The organism is Pseudomonas sp. HN2-3, from assembly GCF_020691745.1.
Classification (GTDB): Bacteria; Pseudomonadota; Gammaproteobacteria; order Pseudomonadales; family Pseudomonadaceae; genus Aquipseudomonas; species Aquipseudomonas capeferrum.
Genome location: NZ_CP085704.1, coordinates 5935919 through 5956812, shown reverse-complemented (window position 1 = coordinate 5956812; position 20894 = coordinate 5935919). Strand labels below are relative to the sequence as shown.

Below are 20894 nucleotides of genomic sequence, written 5' to 3'. Positions count from 1 at the left end.
TCGACTTCCGAGGAGCAGTTGTGATGGAAATCCGCACGCCAAACCGCTTGCCTTTCCATCGCTGGGCGGTTTTTCCGGTACTGTTGACTCAATGTGTAGTACTTCTGCTGGCAACCTTGGTGGTGTGGCAGTGGAAAGGGGCGGTCAGTGGATATTCAGGTCTCTGCGGAGGTTTGATTGCCTGGCTACCCAATGTGTATTTCGCCTGGAAGGCGTTTCGCTTTAGCGGAGCCCGGGCAGCGCAGGCCATCGTCAAGTCGTTCTACGCTGGCGAGGCAGGCAAAATGATTTTGACGGCAGTGCTGTTTGCATTGACCTTCGCAGGAGTGAAGCCATTGGCGCCGTTAGCAGTATTCGGCGTCTTCCTGCTGACCCTAATGGTCAGCTGGTTCGCGCCACTGCTAATGAATAAAAGACTTTCGAGACCTTAGGGCGTTTGAGGCAACCATGGCAGCAGAAACCGCTTCGGGCTATATCCAGCACCACTTGCAGAACCTGACCTACGGTCAACTACCAGACGGCAGCTGGGGCTTTGCCCATTCGGCTGCAGAAGCCAAGGCAATGGGCTTCTGGGCGTTCCACCTGGACACCCTGGGTTGGTCCGTTGCGCTGGGTCTGATCTTCCTGTTCATCTTCCGCATGGCGGCGAAGAAGGCGACCTCCGGCCAACCCGGCGGCCTGCAGAACTTCGTCGAAGTGATGGTCGACTTCGTCAACGGCAGCGTGAAGGACTCCTTCCACGGCCGTAGCCCGGTGATCGCTCCGCTGGCACTGACCATCTTCGTCTGGGTATTCCTGATGAACGCCGTCGACCTGGTACCGGTCGACTGGATTCCTCAGCTGGCCATCCTGATCTCCGGTGATCCGCACATTCCGTTCCGCGCCGTGTCGACTACCGACCCGAACGCGACCCTGGCCATGGCCTTCAGCGTGTTTGCCCTGATCATCTTCTACAGCATCAAGGTCAAGGGCCTGGGCGGCTTCATCGGTGAGCTGACCCTGCACCCGTTCGGCAGCAAGAACATCTTCGTTCAAGCCCTGCTGATCCCGGTGAACTTCCTGCTGGAATTCGTCACCCTGATCGCCAAGCCGATCTCGCTGGCACTGCGTCTGTTCGGCAACATGTACGCCGGTGAGCTGGTGTTCATCCTGATCGCCGTCATGTTCGGCTCGGGCCTGCTGTGGCTGAGCGGCCTGGGTGTGGTGCTGCAATGGGCGTGGGCTGTGTTCCACATCCTGATCATCACCCTGCAAGCTTTCATCTTCATGATGCTGACCATCGTCTACCTGTCGATGGCGCACGAAGATAACCATTAAGACCGCCTGGCGTGTCTGATAGCCTTCCCCGCCGGTACGGGGGGAGGGCTTAAAAAGTCCGCAAGGGCAGCTGTACTCACGATTTGTTTTACCGCTTCAAACTAAAAACCTAACCAATACGACGTAAAAGTCGGGAGGAAAGATGGAAACTGTAGTTGGTCTGACCGCTATCGCTGTTGCTCTGCTGATCGGCCTGGGTGCTCTGGGTACCGCCATTGGTTTCGGCCTGCTGGGCGGCAAATTCCTGGAAGGCGCTGCTCGTCAACCAGAAATGGTTCCGATGCTGCAGGTCAAAATGTTCATCGTTGCCGGTCTGCTCGACGCCGTAACCATGATCGGTGTTGGTATTGCTCTGTTCTTCACCTTCGCGAACCCCTTCGTTGGTCAGATCGCCGGCTAATCACTCGTCACAACGAGTTGATGTGCTGTGATGAATTAAGACCGAGCGAGGTGTTGGCGTGAACATTAATGCAACCCTGATTGGCCAATCCGTTGCTTTCCTGATTTTTGTACTCTTCTGCATGAAGTACGTATGGCCTCCGGTCATCACTGCTCTGCAAGAGCGTCAAAAGAAGATTGCCGACGGCTTGGACGCTGCCAACCGCGCAGCTCGCGACCTGGAGCTGGCCCAAGAGAAAGCGGGTCAGCAACTGCGTGAAGCTAAAGCACAGGCAGCCGAAATCATTGAGCAAAGCAAGAAACGCGCTGCTCAGCTTGTCGAGGAAGCCCGTGATCAGGCCCGCGTCGAAGCTGACCGTGTGAAGGCTCAGGCTCTGGCCGAGATCGAACAGGAACTGAACAGCGCTAAAGACGCCCTGCGTGCCCAAGTGGGTGCCCTGGCCGTTGGCGGTGCTGAAAAGATCCTTGGCGCCACAATCGATCAAAACGCGCATGCGGAGCTGGTTAACAAACTGGCCGCTGAAATTTAAGCGAGGGCGATCATGGCAGAACTGACCACGTTGGCCCGACCTTACGCTAAGGCTGCCTTTGAGCATGCCCAGGCCCATCAGCAACTGGCCAATTGGTCAGCCATGCTCGGCCTGGCTGCTGCGGTGTCGCAAGACGACACCATGCAGCGCCTGCTCAAGGCCCCGCGACTGACGAGCGCAGAAAAGGCCGCCACGTTCATTGACGTGTGCGGTGACAAGTTCAATGCACAGGCACAGAATTTCATTCATGTTGCCGCGGAAAATGACCGTCTCCTGCTTCTGCCGGAGATTGCCGCTCTGTTCGACCTGTACAAGGCCGAGCAAGAGAAATCCGTGGACGTGGAAGTCACCAGTGCCTTCGCGTTGAACCAAGAACAGCAAGACAAACTCGCCAAGGTTCTCAGTGCACGGTTAGGCCAGGAAGTGCGCCTGCACGCGTCGGAGGATGCCAGCCTGATTGGCGGCGTCGTCATCCGCGCTGGTGACCTGGTAATCGATGGCTCTGTTCGCGGCAAAATCGCGAAACTGGCCGAAGCATTGAAATCTTGAGTTTGAAGGGGCAGCAGAGCAATGCAGCAACTCAATCCTTCCGAAATTAGTGAAATCATCAAGGGCCGCATCGACAACCTCGATGTGAGCTCCCAAGCCCGTAACGAAGGTACCGTCGTTTCGGTTTCCGACGGTATCGTGCGGATCCACGGTCTGGCCGACGTCATGTACGGCGAAATGATCGAGTTCCCTGGCGGCGTCTACGGCATGGCACTGAACCTGGAGCAAGACTCCGTAGGTGCAGTGATCCTGGGTGCCTACGACACCCTCGCCGAAGGCATGAGCGCCAAGTGCACCGGCCGCATCCTGGAAGTTCCAGTTGGTAAGGAACTGCTGGGTCGCGTCGTCGACGCACTGGGCAACCCGATCGACGGCAAAGGTCCTCTGGGCAACACCCAGACCGACGCGGTCGAGAAAGTTGCTCCAGGCGTGATCTGGCGTAAGTCGGTAGACCAGCCTGTACAGACTGGCTACAAATCTGTCGACGCCATGATCCCTGTCGGCCGTGGCCAGCGTGAGCTGATCATCGGTGACCGTCAGATCGGCAAGACCGCCATGGCCATCGACGCCATCATCAACCAGAAAGACTCCGGTATTTTCTGTGTTTATGTTGCTGTCGGCCAGAAGCGTTCCACCGTCGCCAACATCGTTCGCAAGCTGGAAGAAAACGGCGCCCTGGCCAACACCATCGTGGTTGTTGCCAGTGCTTCGGAATCCGCCGCACTGCAATTCCTGGCGCCATACGCCGGTTGCACCATGGGCGAGTTCTTCCGTGACCGCGGTGAAGACGCACTGATCGTTTACGATGACCTGTCCAAGCAGGCTGTTGCCTACCGTCAGATCTCCCTGCTGCTGCGCCGTCCACCAGGACGCGAAGCATACCCAGGCGACGTGTTCTATCTCCACTCCCGTCTGCTGGAGCGTGCATCGCGCGTTTCGGAAGAGTACGTCGAGAAGTTCACCAACGGTGCTGTGACTGGTAAAACCGGTTCCCTGACCGCGCTGCCGATCATCGAAACCCAGGCTGGCGACGTTTCCGCGTTCGTTCCGACCAACGTGATCTCGATCACCGACGGTCAGATCTTCCTGGAATCGGCCATGTTCAACTCGGGCATCCGCCCTGCAGTGAACGCCGGTGTTTCGGTATCCCGCGTAGGTGGTGCCGCTCAGACCAAGATCATCAAGAAGCTGTCCGGTGGTATTCGTACCGCGCTGGCTCAGTACCGTGAACTGGCTGCATTCGCCCAGTTCGCGTCCGATCTGGACGAAGCGACCCGCAAGCAGCTGGAGCATGGTCAGCGCGTTACCGAGCTGATGAAGCAGAAGCAGTACGCGCCGATGTCCATCGCGGACATGGCCCTGTCGCTGTACGCCGCTGAGCGTGGCTTCCTGACCGACGTAGAAGTCTCCAAGATCGGCAGCTTCGAGCAAGCACTGATCGCCTTCTTCAACCGTGATCACGCTGAACTGATGGCGAAGATCAACGTGAAGGGTGACTTCAACGACGAAATCGACGCAGGCCTGAAAGCCGGTATCGAGAAGTTCAAGGCCACCCAGACCTGGTAAGCCGCAGCGGGGGCCCTGGCCCCCGCTTGCTAACCTGATAGGTGATACATGGCAGGCGCAAAAGAGATTCGCAGTAAGATTGCGAGCATCAAAAGCACGCAAAAAATTACCAGCGCCATGGAGAAAGTGGCGGTCAGCAAGATGCGCAGGGCACAAATGCGCATGGCTGCTAGCCGTCCTTACGCGGAGCGTATCCGCCAGGTGATCGGTCATCTGGCCAACGCCAACCCGGAATACCGCCACCCGTTCATGATCGAGCGCCCTGTAAAGCGCGCCGGTTATATCGTGGTGAGCAGTGACCGTGGTCTGTGCGGTGGCTTGAATACCAACCTGTTCAAGGCCCTGGTCAAGGACATGAGCGCAAACCGCGAACAGGGCGTGGAAATCGACCTGTGCGTGATTGGCAGCAAGGGTGCGACTTTCTTCCGCATCTTTGGCGGCAACGTCGTAGCAGCGATCAGCCACTTGGGCGAAGAGCCATCGATCAACGATCTGATCGGCTCCGTCAAAGTGATGCTGGACGCCTACATGGACGGCCGTATCGATCGCCTCTCGGTGGTTTCGAACAAGTTCATCAACACCATGACCCAGAAGCCAACGGTCGAGCAATTGGTACCGTTGGTGGCAACCCCGGATCAGGAACTCAAGCACCACTGGGACTACCTGTACGAACCCGACGCAAAAGAGCTGCTGGACGGCTTGATGGTGCGTTACGTGGAGTCGCAGGTATACCAGGCGGTGGTCGAGAACAACGCTGCTGAACAAGCGGCCCGGATGATCGCCATGAAAAACGCCACAGATAACGCCGGTGATTTGATCAAAGAGCTGCAATTGATCTACAACAAGGCGCGTCAGGCTGCGATCACCCAGGAGATCTCGGAAATCGTCGGCGGCGCTGCCGCGGTTTAACGGTTCACATATTCAGAGGATCCAGCTATGAGTAGCGGACGTATCGTTCAAATCATCGGCGCCGTCATCGACGTGGAATTCCCACGTGACGTCGTGCCGAGTGTATACAACGCGCTGAAAGTACAAGGCGCGGAAACCACCCTCGAAGTTCAGCAGCAGCTGGGCGACGGCGTGGTTCGTACCATTGCGATGGGCTCCACCGAAGGCTTGAAGCGCGGTCTGGATGTCGTCGACACCGGTGCTGCCATTTCCGTTCCTGTTGGTAAGGCCACTCTCGGCCGTATCATGGACGTACTGGGCAACCCGATCGACGAAGCCGGCCCGATCGGTGAAGAAGAGCGTCGCGGTATCCACCAGCCAGCGCCTTCGTTCGCTGACCAGGCAGGCGGCAACGACCTGCTGGAAACCGGCATCAAGGTTATCGACCTGGTTTGCCCGTTCGCCAAGGGTGGTAAGGTTGGTCTGTTCGGTGGTGCCGGTGTCGGCAAGACCGTAAACATGATGGAACTGATCCGTAACATCGCCATGGAACACAGCGGTTACTCCGTGTTCGCTGGTGTGGGTGAGCGTACTCGTGAGGGTAACGACTTCTACCACGAGATGAAGGACTCCAACGTTCTCGACAAAGTAGCGCTGGTCTACGGTCAGATGAACGAGCCACCAGGAAACCGTCTGCGCGTAGCGCTGACCGGCCTGACCATGGCTGAGAAGTTCCGTGACGAAGGTAACGACGTTCTGCTGTTCGTCGACAACATCTATCGTTACACCCTGGCCGGTACCGAAGTATCCGCACTGCTGGGCCGTATGCCTTCGGCAGTAGGTTACCAGCCGACCCTGGCTGAAGAGATGGGCGTTCTGCAAGAGCGCATCACCTCCACCAAGGAAGGTTCGATCACCTCCGTCCAGGCCGTATACGTACCTGCGGACGACTTGACCGACCCGTCGCCAGCGACCACCTTCGCCCACTTGGACGCCACCGTCGTTCTGTCCCGTGACATCGCCTCCCTGGGTATCTACCCAGCGGTCGATCCACTGGACTCGACTTCGCGCCAGCTGGACCCGAACGTGATCGGCAACGAGCACTACGACACCGCTCGTGGCGTTCAGTATGTTCTGCAGCGCTACAAAGAGCTGAAGGACATCATTGCGATCCTGGGTATGGACGAACTGTCCGAGACCGACAAGCAACTGGTAGCCCGCGCTCGTAAGATCCAGCGCTTCCTGTCGCAGCCGTTCTTCGTGGCCGAAGTCTTCACCGGTTCGCCAGGCAAGTACGTTTCCCTGAAAGACACCATCGCTGGCTTCAGCGGCATCCTCAAAGGTGACTACGACCACCTGCCAGAACAAGCGTTCTACATGGTCGGCAGCATCGACGAAGCGATCGAGAAAGCCAAGAAACTGTAATTCCTGCGCCCCGCAAGGGGCGCTATCAGGTTGAGGCAAGCAGATGGCTATGACAGTCCATTGCGATATCGTCAGCGCGGAAGGAGAAATTTTCTCCGGTCTGGTCGAGATGGTGGTTGCGCACGGTAACCTGGGTGATCTTGGTATCGCTCCAGGCCACGCGCCGCTGATCACCAATCTGAAGCCAGGTCCGATCACGCTGACCAAGCAGGGTGGCGCACAAGAGGTGTTCTACATCTCTGGTGGTTTCCTCGAGGTTCAGCCGAACATGGTCAAGGTGCTTGCCGATACCGTGCAACGTGCTGCAGACCTGGATGAAGCGCAGGCTCAGGAAGCCCTCAAGGCTGCCGAGAACGCCCTGAATACGAAAGGCGCGGACTTCGACTACGGCGCCGCCGCCGCACGTCTGGCCGAGGCCGCAGCTCAGCTGCGTACCGTCCAGCAAATGCGCAAAGGCAAGTAATCGGCCACGGCTGATGACTTCTGTTGCGATTGAGTAAAAGGGTAGCCTCGGCTACCCTTTTTCTTTTTTTGATTTCCCCCCCGGTCATTTCACTGACCGCCCAGGATTGGTAGCCAGTAATGTCACTCGATATCGTTATTCTCGCCGCCGGCCAAGGTACCCGCATGCGCTCGGCGCTGCCCAAGGTACTACACCCGGTTGCCGGCAACTCCATGCTCGGCCATGTTATCCACAGCGCGCGCCAGCTTCAGCCGCAAGGCATCCACGTGGTCATTGGCCACGGTGCCGAGCAGGTACGAGAGCGCCTGGCAGCTGACGACCTGAACTTCGTCATGCAGGACAAGCAGCTGGGTACAGGCCATGCCGTGGCTCAGGCGCTGCCGGCGTTGACCGCAGATACCGTGCTGGTGCTGTACGGCGATGTGCCGTTGATCGAAGTGGAGACCTTGCAGCGTCTGTTGGCCAAGGCCAACGACCAGCAACTGGGGCTGCTCACGGTCACCCTCGAAGACCCGACCGGCTATGGCCGTATCGTGCGTGACGAGCAGGGCAAGGTAACGGCGATCGTTGAGCACAAGGATGCCAACGACGCGCAGAAAGCGATCAAGGAAGGCAACACCGGTATTCTGGCCCTGCCTGCCGCGCGCCTGGCGGACTGGATGAGCCGTTTGTCGAACAACAATGCCCAGGGCGAGTACTACCTGACGGATGTCATCGCTATGGCGGTGTCCGACGGCCTGGTGGTAGCGACCGAGCAGCCCCATGACCCGATGGAAGTGCAGGGCGCCAACGATCGTCGCCAGCTGTCCGAGCTGGAGCGCCACTATCAGTTGCGCGCAGGCCGCCGCCTGATGGCGCAGGGTGTCACCCTGCGCGACCCGGCGCGGTTCGATGTGCGCGGTGAAGTGACCGTAGGCCGTGATGTGCTGATCGACATCAACGTGATCCTCGAAGGCCAGGTAGTGATCGAGGACGATGTAGAAATCGGCCCCAACTGCGTGATCAAGAACAGCACCCTGCGCAAGGGTGCGGTGGTCAAGGCCAACAGCCACATCGAAGGTGCGGTGATGGGCGAGGGTAGCGATGCTGGCCCGTTCGCGCGCCTGCGCCCGGGCAGCGTGCTGGATGCCAAGGCCCATGTGGGTAACTTTGTCGAACTGAAAAATGCTCACCTGGGTGAGGGCGCCAAGGCCGGCCACCTGAGCTACCTGGGCGATGCCGAAATCGGTGCGCGCACCAACATCGGCGCTGGCACCATCACCTGCAACTACGATGGCGCCAACAAGTTCAAGACGGTGATGGGCGAAGACGTGTTCATCGGCTCGAACAACTCGTTGGTGGCGCCTGTGGATATCCAGGCTGGTGCTACTACTGCGGCAGGCTCGACCATCACCCAGACTGTTGAAGCAGGGCAGCTTGCTGTGGGCCGTGCGCGCCAGCGCAACATCGACGGCTGGAAGCGGCCGGAGAAGATCAAGAAGAGCTGAGTTATACACAGTTGTTTCGATCGAAAGCCGACCTGTGTGAATGGGTCGGTTTTTTTTGGGCTGTTGGAAAGCTGGGAGTGCTTTGCCCTCCTTTCGCGACGCGAGGCCGCTCCTACAGGGATACGCGCCACCTGGAGGGTAGCGAAAGGGCCGCGTCAGCGGACGACAACAGACTTATCCACAGTTCATGGCGCTTGACGAAACGAGCGTCTTAGGTTTTGATTGCAACCATTATCTTTCGAATCGAAACTTAAGCGCTCATGTCGAAACGTAACACCCCCCAACGCCGGCACAACATCCTGGCCATGCTCAGCGAGCAGGGCGAGGTGAGTGTGGACGCGTTGGCCAAGCGCTTCGAAACGTCAGAAGTCACCATTCGCAAGGACCTTGCAGCCCTGGAAACCAATGGCCTGCTATTGCGACGCTACGGCGGTGCGGTGCCGGTGCCGCAAGAGTTGCTCGGCGAACCTACCCAGCCCGTGTCCGCTTACAAGAAGGCCATTGCCCGCGCTGCTGTAGGGCGTATCCGCGAACATGCGCGGATCATCATCGACAGCGGCAGCACCACTGCTGCGATGATCCCTGAATTGGGCCGCCAACCGGGCCTGGTGGTAATGACCAACTCATTGAACGTGGCCCGCGCCATCAGCGACCTGGAGCATGAGCCGGTGTTGCTGATGACCGGCGGCACCTGGGACCCGCACTCCGAGTCGTTCCAGGGGCAGGTGGCCGAGCAGGTGTTGCGTTCCTACGATTTCGACCAGCTGTTCATCGGTGCCGATGGCATCGACCTCAACCGGGGTACCACCACCTTCAACGAGCTGCTTGGTCTGAGCCGAGTCATGGCCGAGGTGGCCCGGGAAGTGATCGTGATGGTCGAGTCCGACAAGGTGGGGCGCAAGATCCCTAACCTCGAGCTGCCCTGGGGCAGCGTGAATACCCTTATTACAGACGAACGCCTGCCCGCAGCGGCACGCGAACACATTCAAGCCCGCGGCATCAACCTGATTTGCGCCGCGATCAGCCAGGAGCAATAACCATGTGTGGAATCGTTGGTGCCGTAGCCGAGCGTAATATTACCGCCATTCTGATCGAAGGCCTCAAGCGCCTCGAATACCGCGGGTACGACAGTGCCGGCCTGGCTGTCTTCAGCCAGCAAGGTGAGCTGGAGCGTCGCCGCCGTATCGGTAAAGTCAGCGAGCTGGAAGCCGCCGTCGCCGCCGACCCTCTCACCGGCCAGCTGGGCATCGCCCACACCCGTTGGGCCACCCATGGTGCGCCCACCGAAGGCAACGCCCACCCACACTTTTCGGCCAGTGAAGTGGCGGTCGTGCACAACGGCATCATCGAAAACCACGAAGAGCTGCGTGAAGAGCTGAAAGAGCTCGGCTACGTATTCACTTCGCAGACCGATACCGAAGTCATCGTTCACCTGATCCACCACACGCTCAAGACTGTCCCGGACCTGACCGATGCGCTGAAGGCCGCTGTGAAGCGCCTGCACGGTGCCTATGGCCTGGCCGTGATCAGTGCCAAACAGCCAGACCGCCTGGTAGCCGCTCGCAGCGGTAGCCCGCTGGTGATCGGCCTCGGCCTTGGTGAGAACTTCCTGGCTTCGGACCAGTTGGCCCTGCGCCAGGTCACCGACCGTTTCATGTACCTGGAAGAAGGCGACATCGCCGAGATCCGCCGTGACCAAGTCAGCATCTGGGACCAGGCCGGCACCAAGGTCCAGCGTGAAACCGTGCAGTACCACGAAGGCGCTGAGGCGGCCGACAAAGGTACCTACCGTCACTTCATGCTCAAGGAAATCCACGAGCAGCCAAGCGTGGTCCAGCGCACGCTGGAAGGCCGCCTGGGCAAGGACAATGTGCTGGTCCAGGCCTTCGGCCCGAATGCCGCCGAACTGTTTGCCAAGGTTCGCAATGTGCAGATCGTCGCTTGCGGTACCAGCTACCACGCCGGCATGGTTGCCCGTTACTGGCTCGAAAGCCTGGCCGGCATCCCTTGCCAGGTCGAAGTGGCCAGCGAGTTCCGCTACCGCAAGGTCGTGGTCCAGCCAGACACCCTGTTCGTCTCGATCTCGCAATCCGGTGAGACCGCCGACACCCTGGCCGCCCTGCGCAATGCCAAGGAGCTGGGCTTCCTCGGCAGCCTGGCCATCTGCAACGTCGGCATCAGCTCGCTGGTGCGCGAATCCGACCTGACCCTGCTGACCCTGGCCGGCCCGGAGATCGGTGTTGCCTCGACCAAGGCATTCACCACCCAGCTGGTTTCGCTGATGCTGCTGACCCTGGCCCTGGGCCAGGTGCGCGGTACCCTCGAAGCCGGTGTGGAAGCCGAGCTGGTTGAAGAGTTGCGCCGCCTGCCGACCCGCCTGGGCGAGGCACTGGCCATGGACGCGACTGTCGAGAAGATCGCCGAACTGTTCGCCGACAAGCACCACACCCTGTTCTTGGGCCGTGGCGCCCAGTACCCGGTGGCGATGGAAGGTGCCCTCAAGCTCAAGGAGATCTCCTACATCCACGCCGAAGCCTACCCGGCGGGCGAGCTGAAGCACGGCCCGCTGGCGCTTGTGGATAACGACATGCCGGTGGTCACCGTGGCGCCGAACAACGAACTGCTGGAGAAGCTCAAGTCCAACCTGCAGGAAGTACGTGCCCGTGGCGGTGAGCTGGTGGTGTTCGCCGACGAGCACGCTGGCATGACCAACGGTGAAGGCACCCACGTGATCAAGGTGCCGCACATCGCGGACGCCCTGGCGCCGATCCTGTACACCATTCCGCTGCAGCTGCTGTCGTACTACGTCGCCGTGCTCAAGGGTACCGACGTTGACCAGCCGCGTAACCTGGCGAAATCGGTGACAGTCGAGTAAGCCGCAGCGTTTAATGGCGATGGTGGTTTCGTTGCATTAGAACTGTTGTCGAACAATTGAAACTGTTGCCGGTAGAGGGAAGCGCTCGCTTCCCTTCATCGGGCGCTTCACCCTCCTCCCCGCTTCACCCCTCCCTACCTAGATCTGGCGTTCTCTGATGCCCCTTGCCGTTCAGGGTCATGAATCTCTGGGCACCGTCAGCTTCCGCTATTCGCTCAAGTGCTCTGAGCAGCAGGGTACCGATCCCTGACTTTCGCTGGGCCGGTCCGACAACCCGTGAGCGAATCAGACGAGTCCGACCACTTCCTTAGGGCCCAGAGCGCGGGCTATTTCCTGTTTTATGACGTCCCGTAAGGCGCGGCGATTGTGAATATCTGGTTTACCACATATTCGAATAGGCATATATTCGGATCTCCAGATATTAGTCGTACACGCATTCCCCAGGAGGTCACATGCGGGAAACACTGACTCCCCCCGTCGTTTTCAAATGCCTGGCTGATGACACTCGGGCCCGGATGACCCTGCTGATCGCCCGCGAAGGCGAACTCTGTGTCTGCGAACTTACCCACGCGCTGGAGCTGAGCCAGCCGAAGATCTCGCGGCATTTGGCCCAGTTGCGCGAGGCTGGACTCCTGATGGATCGCCGCAAGGGTCAATGGGTGTACTACCGACTGCACCCCGAACTGCCGCAGTGGGTGGACGCGATGCTGAAGGGAGTGGTCGATGCGAACCAGCAATGGTTGAGCCCCGATGCGTTGCGCCTTGCCGAAATGGGCGAGCGGCCGCAGAGCCCTGTTGCTTGTGCTTGATACTTCCCTTCGCTGATTGAGTTGTCGTCATGCTGATCGCATTTCTGATTTTTCTGGTGACGATCGTTCTCGTCATCTGGCAGCCCAAGGGCTTAGGCGTGGGCTGGAGTGCAGCTCTAGGAGCTGTCGTGGCGCTGCTGGCTGGCGTCGTGAGCCTGTCCGATATTCCAGTGGTCTGGCAGATCGTGTGGAACGCCACCGCAACTTTTATCGCCGTCATCATCATCAGCCTGCTGCTGGATGAGGCGGGGTTCTTCGAGTGGGCGGCATTGCACGTGGCCCGCTGGGGCAGCGGCAGCAGCCGCAAGCTGTTCGCCTTCATCATCCTGCTGGGCGCCGCCGTCTCGGCGCTGTTCGCTAACGACGGTGCGGCACTGATCCTGACCCCGATCGTCATCGCCATGCTGCTGGCCCTGCGCTTCTCCCCGGCGGCGACGCTGGCATTCGTCATGGCGGCGGGCTTCATCGCCGATACCGCGAGCCTTCCGCTGGTGGTTTCCAACCTGGTGAACATCGTCTCCGCCGACTACTTTGGCATTGGCTTCAGCGAATACGCCTCGGTCATGGTGCCGGTGAACCTGATCAGCATCGCCGCCACCCTGGGAATGCTGCTGTGGTTCTTCCGCAAGGACCTGCCGCGTACCTATGAACTCGACCAACTCAAGGCTCCCGAAGCCGCTATCCGCGACAAGGCGACGTTCGTTGCCGGCTGGTGGGTGCTTGCGCTGTTGCTGGTCAGCTTTTTCGCCATCGAGCCGCTGGGCGTTCCGATCAGCGCCATCGCTGCTGCCTGTGCGCTGATCCTCTACCTGATCGCCGCCCGCGGGCACGTAATTTCTACCCGCAAGGTTCTCAAGGACGCGCCTTGGCAGGTCGTGGTGTTCTCGCTTGGCATGTACCTCGTGGTTTATGGCCTGCGTAACGCCGGCCTCACCGACTACCTGACGCAGATCCTCAATGTCTTCGCCGGCTACGGGATCTGGGGCGCATCCCTCGGCACGGGGTTGCTCGCCGCTGGCCTGTCGTCGGTCATGAATAACATGCCCACTGTGCTGGTAGGGGCCTTGTCGATCCATTCCGCTGAGGCCACCGGCATCGTGCGCGAGGCCATGATCTACGCCAACGTCATCGGCTGTGACCTCGGTCCGAAAATCACCCCCATCGGCAGCCTGGCCACCTTGCTGTGGCTGCACGTGCTGGCCCGCAAGAACATCGTCATCACCTGGGGTTACTACTTGCGCACCGGCATCGTCCTGACGCTGCCGATCCTGCTTGCCACCTTGGCCGCATTGGCCATCCGCTTGAGTTTTTGAACCGGAGATACCTGATGAAAGTCCTGTTCATGTGCACCCACAACAGCTGCCGCAGCATCCTGTCCGAGGCGCTGTTCAATCACCGGGCCCCCGAGGGTATGGACGCTGTGAGCTCGGGCAGCTTCCCAAGCGGCAAGGTCAATGAGCGGGCACTGAAAACCTTGGAAGCCGCCGGTATCCCCACCGCTGGTCTTGCAAGCAAGGCCTCGGATGCCTTCGAGAGCTCTCCTCCCGACATCGTTGTCACCGTGTGCGACCGCGCTGCCGGCGAAGCCTGCCCGATCTTCTTCGGTCCATCGCTCAAAGCCCACTGGGGTCTGGCCGACCCTTCGGCGGTCATCGGGAGTGAGGCCGAAATCGAAGAAGCCTTCCAGACCACACTTGCGAAGATCGATGAGCGCGTGCGCGCCTTCATTGCGCTGCCTCTCTCGCAACTGAGCCAGGACGAACTGAAAGGCGAACTTGCCCGTATTGGCGCCCTGTAGGCCCTGGATCAATGGAGACCGAAATGAACGACCACCTGCCAAATGTCCAACCAGAACTGATTGATTTGCCGTCGCTGGAGCGGCTGGCGCCGAAGGATCCTTCCACGCACAAACCGCGCATCCTGCTGCTGTACGGATCGACCCGCGAACGCTCATTCAGCCGCTTGATGGTTGAGGAAGCTGCGCGCCTGCTGGAAGAGTTCGGCGCCGAAACCCGTATCTTCGACCCTTCCGGCCTGCCGCTGCCGGATGACGCTCCGGACTCCCACGAGAAGGTGCTGGAACTCCGCGAGCTGATGCAATGGTCCGAAGGCCAGGTGTGGTGCTCGCCCGAGCGTCACGGCTCAATGAGTGCTGTCTTCAAGGCGCAGATCGATTGGGTACCGCTGGCCATGGGCGCCGTTCGCCCAACCCAGGGCAAGACCCTCGCGGTGATGCAGGTGTGTGGAGGCTCGCAGTCATTTAACGTGGTGAACCAACTGCGCGTGCTTGGCCGCTGGATGCGTATGTTTACCATCCCGAACCAGTCGTCGGTGCCGAAAGCCTTCCTGGAGTTCGATGAAGCCGGGCGCATGAAGCCGTCTTCTTTCTACGATCGACTGGTCGACGTGATGGAGGAACTGACCAAGTTCACGCTGCTGCTGCGTGATCGCCAGAATTATTTGGTAGACCGCTACTCCGAGCGCAAAGAGTCGGCGCAAGAACTATCCAAGAGAGTCAATATTCGGTCTATTTGAGGTCATGAGCATGTCGCACCCTTACTCATTGAAATCGTTGCCCCATGCTCCGGGTGTGCTGCTTTTGACGCCTTGTCCGGGCACCCCGCTCGACCCGTGAGCGTCACGGCTGTGGAGCGCACCGGGCATGCCCCTCTTGGCACCCTCCAACCCCGCCGCATGCCGGGCCACCCGCCAGCCGAACACAATCGCAGGCCCCAGGGTGGTACCTGGGCCAGGGTAGGTGCCGCGAAAGATCGAGGCCAGGTCATTACCGCAGGCGTATAGCCCCTCGATCACCTGGCCTTGGGTGTCCAGCACCTGGCCGTCGGCGTTGCCGCTCAAGCCTGCGCTGCAGGCGAGGTCGGCGGGTTGTACGGTGACGGCATAGTAAGGCCCCTCGCCCAGCGGGCGCACGCAGGGGTTGGGTGTTTGCTGTGGGTCGCCATTGTGACGGTTCATGGGGCTGCTGCCACGGTTGAATGCCGGGTCTTCACCGTGTGCGGCGGAGGCGTTGTAGGTGTTGACCGTGGTTGCGAGCCCCTCGGCATCGATCTTGAGCTTGCTGGCAAGCTCAGCCAGCGTGCTGGCTTTGACCAGATAGCCGGCCTTGACGAAGCTGGCGATGTTGGCGGCGGTGCGCAGCGGCATCACCAGGCCCAGGCCATAGCGGCGCAAGAAGGCTTCATCGCAGATCAGGTGGGCGGTGGGGCTGCCATCGGCGAGCATGCCCATGACGAAGTCGTGGTAGGAGTCCGACTCATTGACGAAGCGCAGGCCCCGGCGGTTGACTGCGATCAGCCCTGGCTTGGCACGGTCTAGCAGGATGTGTGGCCAGACGGCCTGGTAGCCGTCCTTGCTTGTGCGGATCGAGCAGGGCATCCATAGACCGGGGCTGTCATGGCCGTTGTCGAGCTGGGCGTTAGCCTTCAGCGCGCGATCGATGCCGTCGCCGGTATGGGTCAAGGGCGCCAGTGAAAGGGGTTGGGCCGCGGCCGGGAACAGTTGCTTGCGCAATGTCGGGTGGCGGGTCACGCCGCCGGTGGCCATCACCACGCCTCGGCGGGCGCGGATGCGCTGGGGCTGGCCATTGTGCAGCACCACAGCGCCCACCACCTTGCCGTTCTCCTGGATCAAGTCGTGCAAGGGCGTTTCAAAACGAATGGTAACGTTGCGCTGGCGCAGGCTGTAGAACAGGCGGGCAACCAAGGCGTTACCCATCACCAGGTTGGTGCCACGGGGGTGGCTCAGGCGGTCGATGCAATAGCGGCCGACAACGCTCAGGGTACGGCTCAGGTTTTTCAACGAGGCAAAGGGCGACAGCAGCGCGTCCAGGTCGGCGCGGGGCACCATCATGCCGCCCAGCCCCATGAACTCTGGGCGTGGAGGCCGTACGCGGGCGAAATCTTTCCCCAGTAGCCGGGCGTCGAACGCGAGCGGTGCCAGGGCGCGGCCACCGAACGCTGCTCCTGGGCCGCTGACATAGTCGGGGTGGGCGGCGGCGGCCACGAATTTGACTTCGCTGATGCGCTCCAACTCGTCAATTGCCTGCGGCCCGCTGGTCAGAAAGGCTTCGCGTAAGGCTTCACCACCGCGCTCACCGACCACCGCCTTAAGGAAGGTTGCAGCATCTGCCACGCTGTCCGGTACTCCGGCGCGCTGGCTCTGGGTGGTGCCGGGTACCCAGGTGGTACCGCCTGAGGTCGCACTGATGCCGCCCACGGCAGCGGTTTTTTCACACAGCAGCACGTCCAGCCCGTGGTGCTTGGCCATCAACGCGGTAGTCATGCCTGCGGTGCCTGCGCCGAACACCAACAGGTCGACTTCCTGGTCCCAGCGTGGGGGAAGGGGGGTGATGGTGCTCATCGTACGTTCTCCTGAGTGGTAAGGGCGAAGGGCTTGGAAGCAAACGACATGGGGGATCCCTCGAGGATCAAGGCCTGTAGGCCGGGCGTTATTCGTAGGCTGTGGCGCCAGCCAGGTGGCGCCCGGCGATATAGCCGAAGGTTGCGGCTGGCCCCAGGTTGATTCCGCCGGCCGGGTAGTGCCCGCCCATGATGCTGGCCATGTCGGACCCCGCTGAATAAAGGCCTGCGATCGGCTGCCCGTCAGTGTTGAGGACTTGCGCATGGGCATTGGTCTTGAGGCCTGCGAAGGTGCCGAAGCAGCCTGCCTCGACCTTCACCGCATAGAAAGGGCCCTGCTCGATTGGCGCGACGCAAGGATTTGGCGCGTGCTGCGCATCACCCTGCTTGCGGTTGTAGGGCGTAGTGCCGCGACCGAACTGGGGGTCTTCACCGTTGCGGGCGTGGCGGTTGTACTCGGTCACAGTCTGGCTCAGGCCCGCGGGGTCGATCCCGCACGCCAAGGCCAACGCCTCGATGGAGTGGCCAGTTTTCAGGTAACCCGAGCGGATGAATGGCTCAACGGGCAGTGGGAAAGGCCGGGAAACGCCCAGCCCATAACGCCGCTGAAACGCGCGGGTGCAGATCAACCAGGACGCGACCTCGGTGCCGGGTGCGGCCGCGACCATGGCGGCAACATAGTCATAGTAGCCATTGGCTTCGTTGACGAACCGTTGGCCGTTGGCGAGGACGCCGATGATGCCGGGCTTGCCGCGTTCGATGATATGCGGGAAGTGGCCGGCGCTACCGTCCTTGTAAGGTACTCGAGAAACGGGCGCCCAAGCGGCGGCACTGGCCAGGTCTTCAGCGACCTGGCCGCCGACGCTCTCGCCCAGGCGCAAACCATCGCCATTGACGCCCAGAGGCGGTAACGCCAGATGTTCATGGCCCGTTGGCGTGCGCGGGAACAGTGCCTTGCGTCGTTCGATGTCATTGGCAAAGCCACCTGCAGCCAGCACCACACCTTTGCGTGCCCGAATGGCGATACGGCCTTTTGCTGTTTCGACCACGGCGCCGACGACCCGGTCGTGTTCATGGATCAGTTCAGTGGCCGGCGCTGACTCCCAGAGCTGTACGCCAAGGTCTTCGGCTGACTTGGCCAGGCGGGCGATCAAGGCGACGCCGTTGACGAGGTGCATGGCGCGCCCCTTGAGTGCAAGGTCGATCAAGTGTTTGCCCAAGCGTTGGGTCACGTGCAGCAGCGAACGCCAGGAGCGTGTCAGGGTGAGGAAGGCAGTCAGGTCACGGCCGGCCATGATCGGCATGCCCATGAACGAGGTTTCGCGCATCGTCTTGCGCAGCCGCTTTAGCAGTTTGCCTACCGCGTAGGCATTGTAAGGGGCGGCGATCACCGACCGACCGCCGGTGCCGGCGCCTGGCGTATCCCCGTGGATATCAGCAATTGCGTTACCGTCGGCGAATTGCAAAGCGGTATGGCGCTCAAAAAAGGAGACCATGTTGGGCGCTGCTTCGAGAAAGGCATCGATCATGGTCGGGTCGAAGTGGTCACCCAATTCATGTTCAAGGTAGGTGCGTGGCAGCGAGCGGTCCTCAATGATCCCGGCGCGCTGAGCCAACGGATTGCACGGCACCCACATCCAGCCACCCGACCAGGCGGTGGCACCGCCGAACACCTCATCCTTCTCGACCACGATCACCCGCTGACCATGCCACGCGGCGGTCACGGCTGCGCTAAGCCCGGCTGCACCAGAGCCGATGATCAGGACATCGCAGTCCACCGTGGTGTGCAGGGAAGTGTCGGTAAGCATCAAGAGGTCTCCTGGTGTAGTGGGCTTGGTCAGCGTCAATGATTTACAGCGGCTCAATGATTGCCTTGGCTGCCGCCAACGCCTCTCGGGCCCAAGCCTCTACCCCCACTTGCGCTACCCTGCGGTCATTCGGGATCTCGACACTGACCGGAACCGCGGCTGCCAGGCTGCGCCATATCCTGGCCAGATCGATGTCACCTTCCCCTGGTAGCAAACGCCCGCAGCGCGCCGCCTGGATCAGTCCCTCATGGGTGTCGGGGCGCATCGCAGGGCCGTCGCATATTTGTGCGTAGTGCAGCCACTGCGCTGGGATTCGCTGCAAATCCTCGAAGCGGCTGTCTGAACGATCAAAATGCAGGGCGTCTACCAGGATGCCGCCGTTGGCTCGATCGGCCTGTTCCACAATATGCAGAGCACTGGCCAGGTCATTGACGGCCGTCCACGGCATGAATTCGAGGTCTGCTGAGAGGCCGAAGGGTTGCATTGCGTCGCATAGCCGAGCGTAGTGCTCTACAAGTCGGCCTTGCTCCGGATCGTCGCCGGCTACCAGTACCGCCTTGGCCCCTAGCTGCGCACCAACCTCGAAAAACGGCAGGTAGCGTTGCAGATCGAATTGGGCATCGAGGCGTATCAATTCCAGATCGAAGACCTTCACGCCGGTGTCGTTCATCCGTGCGAGCGTTTCACGCAGCATGCGTGCGTCATCCATCAGTGGATAGGCGACGGCCCCTGGCGCGACGGGTAACAACCGCACGCCAGCCTGGTCATAGCCGGTGCGGGCAGCCAGTTCGATAATTTCGGGCGGGCTGAAATCGAGAGCGGTCAGTTGGGCGATGGAATAGCTAGCTTGCATGGCAGGTCTCCGGAGAGGGGGTTAAGCGCGCTGGAATTCAGTTGGCTGGGGTGGGAATCGCCGACGTTCTGTGCTGACGGCCTTTGACCCATAGCGCCGTGACCCCGAGCAAGGAAGGGATGGCGAGGAACAAGAAGACCTGGCTGAAATCCCATTGGGCAGCCAGCATGAGTGCGCCGATCCCGGCGCCGCTGATAGCGCCCAGGCGACCGATGCCGGTTGCCCAGCACACCCCGGTGGCACGGATCTGGGTTGGGTAGAAAGCGGCTGCCAACGCATAGCCACCGACGTTGACGCCATTGAGGAAGTAGCCCAGCAACAGGATCAGCGGGCAGAGAACCTGCATCGTCGGCTGCTGCAGCGCGATTAGCACCGCGCAGGCGCCACCGCAGAACACCGTAATGCCGACCACTTTATGGTGATCCCAGCGGTCCATCTTCATGCCGACGGTAAAGTTGCCCAGCATGCCGCCAATTTGCAGCAACGAGCCCAGCAGTGCCGCATCGCCCATGCTAAGACCGGCATCGCGGGTCAGCAGCGGCAGCCAGCTCGACAGCAAGTACATGGTCAGCAAGCCCATGAACAGCGTGATCCAGATCATGCAGGTACCGAGGCTATAACCGGACGCGAACAACGCGCTGACCTTGCCAGCCTGTTTGATCGACGCTTCGCTGATATGAAATCGGGTACGGGCGTTGGCCAAGCCAGGGGCAACTTTGTTGATCTCCTTGATCAGTCGTTCCTTCAACGCACTGTTCTGGGCCAAAAAGCGGATGGACTCCGGCAGGCTGAAAAGCAGCAGGAGCGCAAAGGCAATGGGCAGCACACCGCCGACCACCAATACCGATCGCCAGCCAAAATGGGCGATCAGCCACTCACTGCCCAGGCCACCCAGGGCCGCGCCAAAGGCGAAACCGCAGTAGATGAAAGAGACCATATGAGAGCGGTAACGCTTGGGTGCAAATTCGGAAATCAGTGTCGCGGTATTCGGCATTGATGCACCCAGACCGACCCCGGTCAGAAACCGCAGCACTGTCAGGCTGACGACCCCGGTGGCCCAGGCCGAAGCTAGGCTCCACAGGCCGAACAGCAGCACTGAACCGATGATGACAGGCCTGCGGCCAAAACGATCTGCCAACGATCCGGCAGTCAATGAGCCGAAGGCCAGCCCGAGCAGGCCGCTCATCATCACGGGCCCAAGGTCATGTCGCTGCAAGCCCCAGTCGTCGACCAGCGCGGGTGCTATGAAACCGATCGAGGTCGTATCGAACCCATCAAAGACAAGCACCATGAAGCCCAGAAACAGCACCAGCCATTGCCTGGCGCTCATTTTTCTAGCGTCCATGAAGGTGCTGACATCAAGGTTGGGAGAACTCGACATAGATGACTCCTGTTTTTGTTTTTATCAGAACGCCTTTCTGGCAGCGGCATCTTTTGCAGAACACCAGGCTTTCTCAGTGGGCGGTGATGACACTATCATAAATGGAAGGCCATTCCAAAAGTAAAAAGCATTCCATTTATGATTTTGATCGGCAGGAGTCAGCGC

General features: G+C 60.4%; 21 protein-coding genes. 16 read left to right on the top strand and 5 right to left on the bottom strand.

The features are described from left to right. Positions 1–23 precede the first annotated feature (23 nt). The 12 genes from LJX93_RS27025 (at position 24) to glmS (ending at position 11499) form a co-directional block, all read left to right on the top strand. The gene (locus tag LJX93_RS27025) at positions 24–431 is read left to right on the top strand and encodes a F0F1 ATP synthase subunit I (protein ID WP_033702436.1); all 408 of its coding nucleotides are present in this window, start codon (positions 24–26) and stop codon (positions 429–431) included. A gap of 16 nt (positions 432–447) precedes the next feature. Continuing rightward, a complete protein-coding gene (gene atpB, locus LJX93_RS27020) occupies positions 448–1317 on the top strand; it encodes a F0F1 ATP synthase subunit A (RefSeq protein ID WP_033702435.1) in 870 nt (289 codons plus the stop codon). 142 nt (positions 1318–1459) lie between these two features. Then, entirely contained in the window at positions 1460–1717 is a 258-nt protein-coding gene (gene atpE / locus LJX93_RS27015) for a F0F1 ATP synthase subunit C (protein ID WP_003097235.1), read from the top strand. A 58-nt stretch (positions 1718–1775) separates the two neighbouring features. Next, complete coding sequence (locus tag LJX93_RS27010) at positions 1776–2246, top strand: F0F1 ATP synthase subunit B (protein WP_003260032.1); 471 nt, start codon at positions 1776–1778, stop codon at positions 2244–2246. Positions 2247–2258: 12 nt separating this feature from the next. Continuing rightward, positions 2259–2795 carry a F0F1 ATP synthase subunit delta gene (locus LJX93_RS27005; RefSeq protein WP_003253191.1) on the top strand — a complete coding sequence of 179 codons (537 nt, stop codon included), beginning with the start codon at positions 2259–2261 and terminating at the stop codon, positions 2793–2795. A gap of 21 nt (positions 2796–2816) precedes the next feature. Continuing rightward, positions 2817–4361, top strand: coding sequence for a F0F1 ATP synthase subunit alpha (gene atpA, locus LJX93_RS27000; protein ID WP_012274911.1), 1545 nt, complete (start codon positions 2817–2819; stop codon positions 4359–4361). 48 nt (positions 4362–4409) lie between these two features. Next, a complete protein-coding gene (atpG, locus tag LJX93_RS26995; RefSeq protein ID WP_033702434.1) occupies positions 4410–5270 on the top strand; it encodes a F0F1 ATP synthase subunit gamma in 861 nt (286 codons plus the stop codon). 27 nt (positions 5271–5297) lie between these two features. Further along, complete coding sequence (gene atpD, locus LJX93_RS26990; protein WP_016489910.1) at positions 5298–6674, top strand: F0F1 ATP synthase subunit beta; 1377 nt, start codon at positions 5298–5300, stop codon at positions 6672–6674. 43 nt (positions 6675–6717) lie between these two features. Next, on the top strand, positions 6718–7137 hold the full coding sequence (locus LJX93_RS26985) for a F0F1 ATP synthase subunit epsilon (protein ID WP_033702433.1): 420 nt from the start codon (positions 6718–6720) through the stop codon (positions 7135–7137). Positions 7138–7256: 119 nt separating this feature from the next. Next, positions 7257–8624: a bifunctional UDP-N-acetylglucosamine diphosphorylase/glucosamine-1-phosphate N-acetyltransferase GlmU gene (gene glmU, locus LJX93_RS26980; RefSeq protein WP_156309990.1), complete on the top strand. Its 1368-nt coding sequence runs from the start codon at positions 7257–7259 to the stop codon at positions 8622–8624. Positions 8625–8884: 260 nt separating this feature from the next. Continuing rightward, complete coding sequence (locus LJX93_RS26975; RefSeq protein ID WP_033702431.1) at positions 8885–9661, top strand: DeoR/GlpR family DNA-binding transcription regulator; 777 nt, start codon at positions 8885–8887, stop codon at positions 9659–9661. 2 nt (positions 9662–9663) lie between these two features. Continuing rightward, positions 9664–11499 carry a glutamine--fructose-6-phosphate transaminase (isomerizing) gene (gene glmS / locus LJX93_RS26970; RefSeq protein ID WP_033702430.1) on the top strand — a complete coding sequence of 612 codons (1836 nt, stop codon included), beginning with the start codon at positions 9664–9666 and terminating at the stop codon, positions 11497–11499. Positions 11500–11623: 124 nt separating this feature from the next. Here the strand turns inward: glmS and LJX93_RS27585 are convergent, their stop codons facing one another. After that, positions 11624–11734, bottom strand: a complete 111-nt coding sequence (locus tag LJX93_RS27585; RefSeq protein WP_413787257.1) for a hypothetical protein — start codon at positions 11732–11734, stop codon at positions 11624–11626. 217 nt (positions 11735–11951) lie between these two features. On the opposite strand from LJX93_RS27585, the gene LJX93_RS26960 reads away from it, so the two are divergent. The 4 genes from LJX93_RS26960 to arsH are packed head-to-tail and all read left to right on the top strand — an operon-like array spanning position 11952 to position 14843. Continuing rightward, positions 11952–12308, top strand: coding sequence for a metalloregulator ArsR/SmtB family transcription factor (locus tag LJX93_RS26960; protein WP_156309989.1), 357 nt, complete (start codon positions 11952–11954; stop codon positions 12306–12308). Between the two features lie 29 nt (positions 12309–12337). Continuing rightward, on the top strand, positions 12338–13621 hold the full coding sequence (locus LJX93_RS26955; protein ID WP_156309988.1) for an arsenic transporter: 1284 nt from the start codon (positions 12338–12340) through the stop codon (positions 13619–13621). A gap of 14 nt (positions 13622–13635) precedes the next feature. After that, on the top strand, positions 13636–14106 hold the full coding sequence (locus LJX93_RS26950; RefSeq protein WP_156309987.1) for an arsenate reductase ArsC: 471 nt from the start codon (positions 13636–13638) through the stop codon (positions 14104–14106). A gap of 23 nt (positions 14107–14129) precedes the next feature. Further along, a complete protein-coding gene (gene arsH / locus LJX93_RS26945) occupies positions 14130–14843 on the top strand; it encodes an arsenical resistance protein ArsH (RefSeq protein ID WP_095063953.1) in 714 nt (237 codons plus the stop codon). Positions 14844–14864: 21 nt separating this feature from the next. On the opposite strand, the gene LJX93_RS26940 is transcribed toward arsH, so the two are convergent. The 4 genes from LJX93_RS26940 to LJX93_RS26925 all read right to left on the bottom strand — a co-directional run bounded on the left by LJX93_RS26940 (position 14865) and on the right by LJX93_RS26925 (position 20729). Further along, a complete protein-coding gene (locus LJX93_RS26940; protein WP_227696617.1) occupies positions 14865–16688 on the bottom strand; it encodes an FAD-dependent oxidoreductase in 1824 nt (607 codons plus the stop codon). An 88-nt stretch (positions 16689–16776) separates the two neighbouring features. Continuing rightward, positions 16777–18495, bottom strand: a complete 1719-nt coding sequence (locus tag LJX93_RS26935) for an FAD-dependent oxidoreductase (protein WP_095063952.1) — start codon at positions 18493–18495, stop codon at positions 16777–16779. Between the two features lie 43 nt (positions 18496–18538). Further along, the gene (locus LJX93_RS26930; protein WP_033702424.1) at positions 18539–19348 is read right to left on the bottom strand and encodes a sugar phosphate isomerase/epimerase family protein; all 810 of its coding nucleotides are present in this window, start codon (positions 19346–19348) and stop codon (positions 18539–18541) included. 37 nt (positions 19349–19385) lie between these two features. After that, the gene (locus LJX93_RS26925) at positions 19386–20729 is read right to left on the bottom strand and encodes an MFS transporter (RefSeq protein ID WP_033702423.1); all 1344 of its coding nucleotides are present in this window, start codon (positions 20727–20729) and stop codon (positions 19386–19388) included. Between the last annotated feature and the right edge of the window lie 165 nt (positions 20730–20894).